The organism is Sphingobium sp. LF-16 (assembly GCF_003711185.1).
Lineage (GTDB): Bacteria > Pseudomonadota > Alphaproteobacteria > Sphingomonadales > Sphingomonadaceae > Sphingobium > Sphingobium yanoikuyae_A.
This window is the reverse complement of record NZ_CP029335.1, coordinates 4,400,925-4,412,514: the sequence shown is the minus strand read 5'-3', so window position 1 is coordinate 4,412,514 and position 11,590 is coordinate 4,400,925. Positions and strand designations below refer to the sequence as shown.

8 protein-coding genes are annotated in these 11,590 nt (G+C 66.0%); 4 read left to right on the top strand and 4 right to left on the bottom strand.

Annotated features, from left to right (window positions below; all coding sequences use genetic code 11):
* Nucleotides 1-11 precede the first annotated feature (11 nt).
* Both DIZ22_RS20790 and DIZ22_RS20785 read left to right on the top strand, forming a co-directional pair.
* Nucleotides 12-752, top strand: a complete 741-nt coding sequence (locus DIZ22_RS20790) for a TorF family putative porin (RefSeq protein ID WP_048936313.1) — start codon at nt 12-14, stop codon at nt 750-752.
* Between the two features lie 115 nt (nt 753-867).
* Complete coding sequence (locus DIZ22_RS20785; protein ID WP_048936451.1) at nt 868-1,386, top strand: sterol desaturase family protein; 519 nt, start codon at nt 868-870, stop codon at nt 1,384-1,386.
* Nucleotides 1,387-1,797: 411 nt separating this feature from the next.
* Here the strand turns inward: DIZ22_RS20785 and DIZ22_RS20780 are convergent, their stop codons facing one another.
* Both DIZ22_RS20780 and prfB read right to left on the bottom strand, forming a co-directional pair.
* On the bottom strand, nt 1,798-2,517 hold the full coding sequence (locus DIZ22_RS20780) for a methyltransferase domain-containing protein (RefSeq protein ID WP_122928707.1): 720 nt from the start codon (nt 2,515-2,517) through the stop codon (nt 1,798-1,800).
* A complete protein-coding gene (prfB, locus tag DIZ22_RS20775; RefSeq protein WP_048936311.1) occupies nt 2,517-3,644 on the bottom strand; it encodes a peptide chain release factor 2 in 1,128 nt (375 codons plus the stop codon). Before prfB ends, DIZ22_RS20780 begins: the two co-directional genes overlap by 1 nt.
* Before the next feature lie 228 nt (nt 3,645-3,872).
* On the opposite strand from prfB, the gene DIZ22_RS20770 reads away from it, so the two are divergent.
* Nucleotides 3,873-4,307 (top strand): hypothetical protein, encoded by a 435-nt coding sequence (locus DIZ22_RS20770; protein ID WP_048936450.1) that lies wholly within the window; start codon nt 3,873-3,875, stop codon nt 4,305-4,307.
* A 33-nt stretch (nt 4,308-4,340) separates the two neighbouring features.
* On the opposite strand, the gene DIZ22_RS20765 is transcribed toward DIZ22_RS20770, so the two are convergent.
* On the bottom strand, nt 4,341-6,875 hold the full coding sequence (locus tag DIZ22_RS20765) for a transglycosylase domain-containing protein (RefSeq protein WP_048936310.1): 2,535 nt from the start codon (nt 6,873-6,875) through the stop codon (nt 4,341-4,343).
* Between the two features lie 136 nt (nt 6,876-7,011).
* Nucleotides 7,012-8,292 (bottom strand): N-acetylmuramoyl-L-alanine amidase, encoded by a 1,281-nt coding sequence (locus DIZ22_RS20760; protein WP_048936309.1) that lies wholly within the window; start codon nt 8,290-8,292, stop codon nt 7,012-7,014.
* Nucleotides 8,293-8,811: 519 nt separating this feature from the next.
* On the opposite strand from DIZ22_RS20760, the gene DIZ22_RS20755 reads away from it, so the two are divergent.
* Nucleotides 8,812-11,550, top strand: a complete 2,739-nt coding sequence (locus DIZ22_RS20755; RefSeq protein ID WP_234415655.1) for a ribonuclease E/G — start codon at nt 8,812-8,814, stop codon at nt 11,548-11,550.
* Nucleotides 11,551-11,590 lie beyond the last annotated feature (40 nt).

The following is an 11,590-nucleotide window of genomic DNA, read 5'->3' as shown; positions in this document are numbered from 1 at the left end:
AGGGGATTATCATGCGTAAGTCCATTCTCGGCCTCTCGGCCTTCGCTCTTGTTGCGCTGTCGGCACCCGCCATGGCCCAGGATGAGCCCGCTCCCGCGGTGACCGTCACCGGCAATGCCGCCGTCGTCAGCGATTATCGCTTCCGCGGCATTTCGCAGACCAACAAGAAGTTCGCGCTGCAGGGCGGCATCACCGTCACCCATGAATCGGGCTTCTATGTCTCGACCTGGGGCAGTTCGATCGACGAATATGTCGCCAACGGCTCGGACCAGGAACTCGACCTGATCGGCGGCTATTCGACCACGGTCGGCGGCGCGACGATCGACGTCGGCGTTCTCTATTATTACTATCCGGGCAATGCCGGTGCGAACACCGACTTCGTCGAGCCCTATGCCTCGATCAAGGGCACGTTCGGCCCCGCCACCGCCAAGCTGACCGCCAACTACGCCCCCAAGGCGAAGGCGCTGACCGTCGGCAATGGCAAGGAAGACAATCTCTACCTCGCTGGCGACGTCTCGGCCTCGATCCCCAACACCGCGCTGGGCGTGTCGGCGCATCTGGGTCACAGCTTTGGCCCGAGCTACCTGACCATCGGCAAGGAATATACCGACTGGAATATCGGCGCGACCTACACCTGGGGTCACCTGACCTTCGGCGTATCCTATGTCGACACCGACAAGTCGCTCTATTCGTCGGCAGGCCACAATATCAGCAAGGCCGGCGTGCTCGGTTCGCTCACCGCCTCCTTCTGATCCGCCTTCCCTTCGGGGATGAACAGGGCCACGCTCTCCAGGGGGGATCGCGGCCCTTTCCTATATGCGGTGTTTACGGGTCGCCTTGGCCCGCGCCGCTGCCTATAAGGCGCCGATGCCTCCGATCGCCCTCCTGCTGCTCTTCGTCGTCACGATCGCGCTGATGGAGGGCTTTGCCTATGTGATGCACCGCTGGGTGATGCATGGGCCGGGCTGGTTCCTCCACGCCAGCCACCACCGCCCCCGCACCGGCTTCTTCGAGGCCAATGACCTCTATTTCGTGATCTTCGCCATGCCCTCCATCCTGCTGCTGCTGGGCGGGGTGCAATGGGGCTGGGGCAATTGGGCGACGGCCGTTGGCGCCGGCGTCGCCGCCTATGGCGCGATCTACCTGGGCTTCCACGACATCATCGTCCATCAGCGGGTGCGCCACCGCTATGTTGCCCGCTCGCGCTACATGAAGCGGATCGTCCAAGCGCATCGGCTGCACCATGCGGTCGAGACCAAGGACGGTACGGTCAGCTTCGGCTTCCTGATCGCGCCCCACCCCGCGGACCTCAAACGCGAACTAGCGCGGCGCGGCCGGGCCGGCGTGCGCGCCGCCAGGCATTGGCAGCCCGGCACGCGGGACTAGATCCGCGCGACATCGGTGGGAAGCGGACATTCTACCCCTCTCCCTTGAGGGAGAGGGCTGCGCAGACTTGGCAGCTTGCTGCCTAGTCGTAGCTGGGTGAGGGGGATGCCGCCCTTTCCTATTCGGTCATTCTCTGCTCCACCCTTGTCCATGGACGAGAGTGCCCGGCAATCCATGCGCGACATCCCGCCAATGGCTGGCCGGCGCCTGACTGGCGCACCCTTGTCGCGTCACTGTCGCTTCGGGCGCGCGTCAGCGACGCGTCGCGTTCTGCCCGGCTGTCGCGTTACAGGCGCGCCACCGGCGCGCGGCAGGCGCATATCTGGCGCAAATAGGGTGAATCACCCCGATAACGGTGTGAACTTCGGCGGACATGAAACTGTCGCGTCGCGAACCGGACTGGGCAGGCCCCTAGCCGCGCAGCGCGCAGGGGACGATGCTGGACGGATCGGGGCGGGCGGTGCTGCGGCGGAAGCGGGCCATATAGCCACCGGCGGTCGGCTTGGCGATCATCTCCTCCAGCCGGAAGCCCATTGCCGCCAGTTCGCAGGTGAGCAGGCGCCGGGGCGTGCCATGCTGGTCGGTCGGCCGATCGGCATCGACCACGATCAGTTCGCCATCGGCTTTCAGCGCGGGGCTGAGATGCCAGAGGAACGCATAGGGCTCGGCGATCTCATGATACATATGGACCATGAAGATGCGGTCGAAGCTGTTTTCGGGCAGCTTGGGATCTTCCGGCGCGCCCAGCTTCACGCTGACATTGGTCCAGTTTTCGTGGGTGATGCGACGGCTGAGCGCATCGATCACCTCGGGCAGGATGTCCTCGGCCAGAACCCGGCCCTTGGCGCCGACGCGCTTGGCCAGGCGCACGGTATAATAGCCCTCGCCAGCACCAATGTCGGCAATGGTCATGCCCGGCCGGATGCCGGCCCGGTCCATGATGTCCTCGGCCTCATTGACCCGGTCGCGCGCCTCCTCGCTCGACCAGCGGGTCGACACGATCGGCGCCACCGGCCGGTCGGCGCGGGGGAAGGACGCGGCGCCGGCCGCGCGTTCCGACTGATTGCCGCCTGCCAGCGGCCCGCAGGCTGCCAGCAGGAGCAACGGCCCCGCCAGCGCCATGCGGATCATCAGTCGACATCCTCCACGTCGACCTTCTCGCCCGTGACCTTCTGGCTGAGCGCAGCGGCCATGAACGGATCGAGCGCGCCATCGAGCACATCGTCCGGAGCGGTCGAGGTGACGCCGGTGCGCAGATCCTTCACCAGCTGATAGGGCTGGAGCACATAGGAGCGAATCTGGTGACCCCAGCCAATTTCGGTCTTGGCAGCATAGTCGGTCGACGCTGCTTCCTCGCGCTTGCGCAGTTCCGCTTCATACAGGCGCGCCTTCAGCATGTTCATGGCCGTCGCGCGGTTCTTGTGCTGCGAGCGGTCATTCTGCGACGCGACGATGATGCCCGAGGGGACGTGGGTGATGCGGACCGCGGAGTCGGTGGTGTTGACGTGCTGGCCGCCCGCACCCGAGGCGCGATAGGTATCGATCTTGAGGTCGCTCTCCTTGACCTCGATATCGATATTGTCGTCGATCACCGGATAGACCCAGACCGACGAGAAGCTGGTGTGGCGGCGCGCGGCGCTGTCATAGGGGCTGATGCGGACCAGGCGGTGGACGCCGCTTTCGGTCTTGGCATAGCCATAGGCATTTTCGCCCTTGATGAGGAAGGTAGCCGACTTGATGCCGGCGGTTTCGCCCGCCTGATAATCGACCAGTTCCACCTTGAAGCCGCGCCGTTCGGCCCAGCGGCGATACATGCGCGACAGGATTTCGGCCCAGTCCTGGCTTTCGGTGCCGCCGGCGCCGGCGTGGATTTCCAGATAGGTGTCGCTGGCATCGGCTTCGCCCGCCAGCAGCGCCTTGATCTTGTCCTCGTCGGCGCGCTCGGCCAGCGCCTTCAGCGCGGCGATCGCTTCGGAGACCATATCCTCATCGCCTTCGGCCTCGGCCATTTCGATCAGTTCGGCATTGTCGGTCTTTTCCGCCTCGATCGCGCGGGTGGCGCCGATCGCGCTGTCGAGACGGGTGCGCTCGCGCATCACCTCCTGCGCCAGCTTGGCATTATCCCACAGGGTCGGATCCTCGACGCGGGCATTCAGCTCGTCCAGCCGGCGTAGCGCACGGTCCCAGTCGAGGAAGCGGCGCAGCAGGTCCAGCGCGGCGTCGATACGGTCGATATATTGCTGCGCTTCGGCGCGCATGGGAGGTCTCCAGAATCTCGTGGCGTCCAGCGTCAGCTACCCGAACGCATCAAACGCCTGCCCCTATCCCAGGCCGGGCTTTTTGGGAAGATCAATCCGCCGGAGGGGCGGCGCGGCAAAGGTCCGAAATCTGCCGGACATAATGGCATCTTAGCCCGATGGCGCAGACCGCCCCGCGCGAGGGCGGCGCATCAAGGGGGAAAACCTTTTTCCATGAAAGGCGATCCCATGAACCCGACCACGCCCATGCCGGCGACGCACAGCCCGGCCACCCTCTATATCCTGCTCGACGCCGTGCGTTGCTGGGCGGCAGCGCGACGCCGACGCCGGCCGGCGATGGCCCAGTTGCACCTGCGGCTGCGACGCTATGGCTGCGAACAGCTATCCCCGGCGCTCGACAGCCTGTTGCGCCTGGGCGAGCAGGTGACCGGCCATGGGCTGCGCACCGGCCGGGGGCCGCGCCTGAGCGAGGACGAGAATCTGCTGATCGACCTGTTGCAGGCGCGCTGGACCGGCCCCGTTCCCTATGCCTGCAGCGACGCGATCGCCTGCGCCTTCTGCTATGCGGTGCGATCGACCCAGATATTGCTGGCGCAGGCGCTGGAGGGCCGGCGCGGCGCCACCAGCCTGTCGATCCGCGACGCCAATCCGCGCCACTGCTGAGGATAAGAGGGCGGGCGCCGACGCGCCCGCCCCTCAATAGATGCCGCCCTGGTCCTGCAGGAAGTCGGCGTCGTTGCGCTGCCGGGTGCGGACCGCGTCGGCCTTGGCCGCGACCTTGGCCTGCGCCTCCGCCTCTTCCTTGCGGATGGTGCGGCGCGGTTCGGATTCGGGCTTGAACGCTTCCCAGATGACCGCGGGCTTGGGCTCGTCGGTCGGCCAGGCGCCATAGACGCGCTTGCCCGAACGGCGGTCGATCGCGACCATGCGAATGCCGGCCGGGGCGATGAACGGCGTCTTGGGCATGGTCTCCAGGATCGGGGCCATCGCTTCCTTCCAGATCGGCGCGGCGATGCGGCCACCCTGTGCCCAGCCGCCCAGGCTGCGGGGCTGGTCATAGCCGATATAGACGCCGGCAACGAGGTCGGGCGAGCCGCCGACGAACCAGACATTGGTCGGGCCGTTGGTGGTGCCGGTCTTGCCGAACAGCGGGCGCTTGAGGTCAGCCAGCACGGTCGCGGTGCCGCGCTGGATCACGCCTTCAGTGATATGGACGACCTGATAGGCGGTCATCGGGTTCATAACCTGACGCCCCTCGAACCCGAAGCGCGGCATCGGCTTGCCGTCCCAATTGGCCATGTTGCAATTGTCGCAGGGATGCCAGCGTTCCGGCCAGATCACCTTGCCGCGCCGATCCTGGACATAGTCCATCAGCTTGGGCGCGAATTGGCGACCCTGATTGGCGAGCGTGGCATAGGCGTTGACCATCCGTTCCACCGTCGTCTCGCCCGCGCCCAGCGCGAAGGAGAGATAGGGCTGATAGTCGCCGATGCCCATATTCTTGATGGTGCGCACGACCCGGTCCATGCCGGTCTGGCTGGCGGCGCGCACGGTCATCAGGTTGCGCGACTGTTCCACGCCCCAGCGCATCGTCTGCGGCCCGGCACTGCCGCCCGAGAAGTTGCGGAAGCATTTCTGGCCAAGGCCGGCGCCCTGATAGACGCACAACGGGCCATCAACGATGATCGAGGCCGGCGTCATGCCATTGTCGAGCGCGGCGGCATAGACGAAGGGCTTGATCGTCGAGCCGGGCTGACGCTGCGCCTGGGTCGCGCGGTTGTAGGAGGAAAGGCGATAGTCGAAGCCGCCCTGCATCGCGCGGATGCGGCCCGAATGCACTTCCTCCACCACCATGCCGCCCGACACTTCGGGAATGTTGCGCAGCGCCCAGCTGGCACCGTCGCGGGCGACGATGATCAGGTCGCCCGGCTTCATCGCCGAGATGGCGGGACCACCGGTGCGGCGATAGGGCAGCTGCGCCAGGCTGGCGGGCAGCGTGCCGGTGGTGCCGTCGGCAAAGCCGATCTGCGCGCCACTGCTGTCGCGGCTGATGACGGCGGCGACGCGCCAGCCGGCATAATCGACGCTGATGAAGCTGGCGGCGAGTTCGCGTTCCCAGCCCTTGTCGGGGTCGATATGACCGACCGGGCCGGACCAGCCGCGCCCGGCGCCGAAACGCAGCAGGCCGTTGCGCAGCGCGGTCTGGGTATGATCCTGCACCACCGGATCATAGGGGCTGCGCACCCACAGGCCGCCGGCATAGACGCTGTTGGGGCCATCCTCCGCCTTTTCGCCGAACTGCTGGATCAGGCGGCGACGCACCTCCTCCATATAATAGCCGCCGGCATTGGCGTCGAAGCTGGAGCCATGGGCGGCAACGGTGCCGAGCGGCAGGGCGATGGCGGCGTCGCGCTGGGCCGCGCTGATCCAGCCATTCTTCTCCATCTCGCCCAGCGCCCAGTTGCGACGATCGATCGCGCGGGCATGGCCGGTGGTGCTTTCCGGGCGATAATTGGCCGGCCCCTTGGGCAGGATCGCCAGATAGGCCATTTCATGCAACTGGAGATCGGCGACGTCCTTGTCGAAATAGGCGCGGGCCGCCGCCTGCACGCCATAGGCGTTCCGGCCGAGGAATATCTGGTTGAGATAGAGTTCGAGGATCTGCTGCTTGGTGAGGACATTTTCCATACGCCAGGCGAGAATCATTTCCTTCACCTTGCGCGTGGGCGAATATTCGTCGCCGATCAGCAGATTCTTCGCCACCTGCTGGGTGATGGTGGAGCCACCGCGGGCGCGCTGCCCCGAGCCGAGCTTGCTGGCATAGTCGAACACCGCACCGGCAAAACCGGGAATGTCGACGCCATGATGTTCGAAGAAGGTCTTGTCCTCCGCCGCCAGATAGGCGTGGATCAGCTGCTGGGGATAATCGCTATATTGCAGCTGGACGCGGCGTTCGCGGGCATAGCTGTGGACCGGCTGGCCATTGATGTCGCGCACCATGGTCGGCAGCGGCGGCTCATATTCCAGCAGCGAGGTCGCGTCGGGCAGGCCGCGCGCGAAGATCAGCCAGAACAGGAAGATGGCGAGCAGGAAGCCGCCCAGCAGGATCGCGGCCCAGCGGAACAGGCGGCGCTGCCACAAGGGCTTCAACCGGTCGGCAATGCCCCCGGCGCCACGGCGCAGGCGATAGGCGAAGGACGATGCGGGCGGATTGGAACGGGCCTCTTCCATGGTGGAAGAGGCTCTAGAGCCTGATCGCCTGAGATGGAAGCGCTTTGCGTTTCCATCGATGGCGTGAATCAGGCTCTACATCCTGACTCCCGGTCAAAAGTCCTTCAATACCAGCACCGATGCGCGGATAGACGCGTCAGCCGCCCGACCGGCCGCTGCCCATGGCAAGCTTGCGGGCGAAATGGACGTCGATGGCGCGGGCGACGCCGCGCGCGATTGCCTGCTGCCCCTCGTGCGAGGAGAGGAAAACGGCATCATCCGCATTGCTGATATAGCCGGTCTCGAACAGGACCGAGGGGGTGTCCGGGGCCTTCAGCACCATCAGCGAGGCGAAGCGGTGATAGGCGCTGCGGAACGGCACATAGGGTGCCGCCTCGCGCTGCAGCAGCCGCGCGAAATTGGCCGAAATGTTCATCGATTCCCGCTGCGTCAGATCGATGAGGATCGAGGAGACATCGCCCGACTGGTTGCCGAGATTGACGCCGTTCAGCACATCGGCCTTGTTCTCGCGCGCGGCGAGCCGGGCCGCCTCCCGGTCCGATGCGGTTTCGGAGAGGGTGTAGACGGTGGCGCCATGGGCATCGGCATTGTCCGCCGAATCGGCATGGACCGAGATGAAGAGATCGGCACCCAGCTTGCGGGCGATGCCATAGCGCTCCTGCAGCACGAGGAAGCGGTCATCGTCGCGGGTCAGCGCCACGCGCACCCGGCCGGACTTGACCAGCTGGTCCCGGATCGCCTGCGCGATCGCCAGCGTCACATCCTTTTCGCGCTTGCCATTATCCTTGTTGATGGCGCCCGGATCATGACCGCCATGACCCGCATCAATCACCACCAGCGGGCGCGATCCGTCGCGCACGCCCTCGATCGCGGGCAGATCGACGCCGCGTGCGACCGGCGGGATCGGCACGGTGATCGAATGAATGCGCTTTTGCGGCCGGGCGCTCATATTGGCGGGCGCGTCGAAGCGCAGCCGCCCCTGCCCCACGGCGGTGCGGAACCGGCCGTCGGTCACATTCTGGAGCGAGAAGCTGAGCGACTTGCCGTCGGCCGCGATCTGCGGATCGCCGAGCGTTGCCGGCGTCGTCAGGTCTAGCACGATGCGCGCCATGGTGTCGCTGAGCTGGCCCTGGCGAATGCCACTGACCGCAGCATTGGAACCGGCATAGCGGCTGGCACCGGCCTGCGCGCCGGCAACATCCAGCGCGATGCGGCGCGGCCCGTCGAGCAGGAAGGCGGACGCGCCCTCGACCCGATCGTCGAACCGAACGGTGACGCGGTCGCCCTGCACGTCCACAGCCGCGATGCCGCCGGCATCGCCGGGGGTCGCGGCCAGCATCGTCGTTGCCAGCGCAATTATGTTGAGCATGCGCTGCTTGTGCAACGCGCGCCCATCGGCCGTCCAGCCCATTTTCATGACGTCTATCCGTCCAGCGTCCCCACGCTGAATTTCGGATTAAGCATCGCCCGTTGTGACGGGGTAAAATGAGACGGTTAATATCGGTTTCAGCATGAATCGCCGACCGGCCAATCAAGGTCATCATAAAGACATAATCTTTTCACGGACCGTTGCTCCCCGCGCCCATGACTGCTACCCCTTCACATTCCGGGAGGACCGACCATATCAATAAGGTCCTTTGCGGATCTTGATTATTTGCATCGGCGCGCGCCTGTCGCTCGAGCCGATGCGCAACAGGTTGACGCTGCATGAGGCATGACTTTCCTTCCACGCTGGCCCCGATACCGGGTGCTGTGGCGTGGATGGTCCGGCCCGGCGCACTGTCCGGCCCTGCCGACGCAGCAGACACGCAATTCTTCCTTCAAACCTGGACGATGCCGCCTCGCGCGCCGAACCCGGCGCGCGCACGGCCGTCCCTTCACTATCGCGTGGCGGCCCGGCTCCATGCCTGCGGCCGCCGTCGCCGGAGACACATAAATGACAATGCGTATGCTGATCGATGCGCGCCACCGGGAAGAAACCCGGGTCGCGGTCGTCAAGGGAAACCGGATCGAGGAATTTGACTTCGAATCCGCTGAGCACAAGCAGCTCAAGGGCAATATCTATCTCGCCAAGGTCACCCGCGTAGAGCCTTCGCTCCAGGCGGCCTTCGTCGATTATGGTGGCAATCGCCACGGCTTCCTCGCTTTCAGCGAAATCCATCCCGACTATTACCAGATTCCGCGCGAAGACCGCGAGGCACTGCTGCGCGAGGAACGCGCGCATGCCGAGGAAGAGGCCGCGCTGCGCGCCGATTATGACGAGGATGAGGACGCCGCCGGCGACGATGGCGTCGAGGTCGTGGAAGCGACCCATCATGACGATGAGGAAGGCGCCCACGAAGCCGAAGCCAGCGAAGGCGAAAGCAACGAAGGCGGCCGCCCGAACCGGCGCAAGCGCGAAAAGGGCGACGACGCAGCCGACGAGCTGCGCCGCAAGCGCATGGCGCTGCGCCGTCGCTACAAGATCCAGGACGTCATCAAGCGCCGCCAGGTGCTGCTGGTGCAGGTCGTCAAGGAAGAGCGCGGCAACAAGGGTGCGGCGCTGACCACCTATTTGTCGCTGGCCGGTCGCTATTGCGTGCTGATGCCCAACACCAGCCATGGTGGCGGCATTTCGCGCAAGATCAGCAATGCGGCCGACCGCAAGCGGCTGAAGTCGATCATCGCCGAAATGGCGCTGCCTTCGTCGATGGGCTGCATCGTGCGCACCGCCGGCCTGCAGCGCACCAAGCCCGAGATCAAGCGCGACTTCGACTATCTTGCCCGGCTGTGGGACGAGATTCGCGAAAAGACGCTGCGCGCCGCCGCGCCCGAGCTGATCCATAACGACAGCGACCTCATCAAGCGGGCGATCCGCGATATCTACAACAAGGATATCGAGGAAGTGATCGTCGAGGGCGAGCATGGCTACAAGGCCGCCAAGGACTTCATGAAGCTGCTGATGCCGAGCCATGCCCGGCGCGTGAAGCAATATGCCGACGCGGTGTCGCTGTTCCAGCGCGCCAGCGTCGAGGACCAGCTGGCGGCGATGTACAATCCCGTCGTTCAGCTGAAGTCCGGCGGCTATCTGGTCATCAACCCGACCGAGGCGCTGGTGTCGATCGACATCAACTCGGGCCGGTCGACCCGCGAGCATGGCATCGAGCAGACCGCCGTCGCCACCAACCTGGAGGCGGCGCGCGAGATCGCCCGCCAGCTGCGCCTGCGCGACATGGCAGGCCTGGTCGTCATCGACTTCATCGACATGGAGATGAACTCCAACATCCGTAAGGTCGAGAAGGCGATGAAGGAGGCGCTGAAGGACGATCGCGCCCGTATTCAGGTCGGCCGCATTTCGGGCTTTGGCCTGATGGAAATGAGCCGTCAGCGCCTGCGCACCGGCGTGCTGGAAGCATCGACCCGCCAGTGCCCGCATTGCGAAGGCACGGGCCTGGTCCGCACCGCATCGTCGGCGGGCCTTGGCGCGCTGCGGATGCTGGAGGAAGAGGCCGCCCGTGGTCGCGGCAGCGTCATCACCCTGCGCGCCAGCCAGGAAGCCGCCTTCTACGTCCTCAACAACAAGCGTCGCGAACTGGACGAGATCGAACAGCGCTATGGCGTGCGTATCGTCGTCCTGCCCGATGGCGAGATCGAGGGTGCCCGCATGTCGGTCGAGCCCAGCGGTCCGCGTCCCGAACGCGTCGTCACCTATGCCCCGCTCGCGGAGGAAGAGGATGACCTCGACGTGATCGAGGACGAGGAAGAAGAGGAAGAGATCGAGGAAGAAGCCGCCCCCGAACGCCAGGAGCGTGGCGAGCGTGGTGACCGGGGCGAGGAACGCGAAGGCGGCCGTCGCCGTCGCCGTCGTCGCCGCCGTCGCGGTGGCCAGCGCGAGGACGCGCAGGGCGAAGCCGGCGAAGACAATGGCGCCGAAGACGGTGAAGAAGGCGAGGAATCGGGCGACGTCGAGACCGATGCCGAGGCTGTTGCCGCCGAACCGGCCGCCGAAGGCGAGGATGAAGGTGGCAGCCGTCGTCGTGGTCGCCGCGGTCGCCGTGGCGGTCGTCGCCGTCGCGAAGGTGGCGAAGCGGGTGCCGAAGCCGGTGAGACCGCTGGCGAGGACGGCGCTGAAACAGTGATCGGAGCCGATGCGGCCGCGCCCGCCGAAGAGGCTCCGGTTGCCGAAGCGGCCCCGGAAGAAGCCCCGGCCGAAGAAGCGCCCAAGACGCGCCGTCGCCCCCGTGCCCGCAAGGCGAAGGACGCGGCGGCCGAACCGGCTGCCGTCGAAGCGACCGAAGCCCCGGCCGAGGTTGTGGCCGAAGCGCCCGCCGCCGAGCCGGTTGCCGAGGAAGCGGCCGAAAAGCCCAAGCCCAAGCGCACCCGCAAGAAGAAGGCGGATGTCGAGGCCGAAGCCGCTGCGGCAGCCGAAGCGCCCGCCGTCGAAGCGGTTGCCGAGGAAGTGGCCGAAAAGCCCAAGCCCAAGCGCACCCGCAAGAAGAAGGTCGAACCGGTCGCCGAGGAAGCCGCCGTCGAGGCCGCGCCGGCCGTGACCGAGGTCGCTGCCGCACCCGCCGAGACGCCGGCTGCGGCTGCACCGGCCAGCGAAGCCGTCACGGCCGACCCCGCCGCCGAGGCGGAGAGCGACGAGAATGGCGAGCCGCGCCGTGGCTGGTGGCAGCGCACCTTCGGCCAGTAAGGCCAGGGCACAGGCCTGAATGAAACACGCCGCCATCCAG

Bases quoted from the DNA above. Each gene is read 5' to 3' on its own strand.
- DIZ22_RS20785 (WP_048936451.1), top strand. From the start codon at position 868: ATGCCTCCGATCGCCCTCCTGCTGCTCTTCGTCGTCACGATCGCGCTG.
- DIZ22_RS20770 (WP_048936450.1), top strand. From the start codon at position 3,873: ATGAACCCGACCACGCCCATGCCGGCGACGCACAGCCCGGCCACCCTC.
- DIZ22_RS20780 (WP_122928707.1), bottom strand. From the start codon at position 2,517: ATGATCCGCATGGCGCTGGCGGGGCCGTTGCTCCTGCTGGCAGCCTGC.
- DIZ22_RS20765 (WP_048936310.1), bottom strand. From the start codon at position 6,875: ATGGAAGAGGCCCGTTCCAATCCGCCCGCATCGTCCTTCGCCTATCGC.
- prfB (WP_048936311.1), bottom strand. From the start codon at position 3,644: ATGCGCGCCGAAGCGCAGCAATATATCGACCGTATCGACGCCGCGCTG.
- DIZ22_RS20760 (WP_048936309.1), bottom strand. From the start codon at position 8,292: ATGAAAATGGGCTGGACGGCCGATGGGCGCGCGTTGCACAAGCAGCGC.
- DIZ22_RS20790 (WP_048936313.1), top strand. From the start codon at position 12: ATGCGTAAGTCCATTCTCGGCCTCTCGGCCTTCGCTCTTGTTGCGCTG.
- DIZ22_RS20755 (WP_234415655.1), top strand. From the start codon at position 8,812: ATGACAATGCGTATGCTGATCGATGCGCGCCACCGGGAAGAAACCCGG.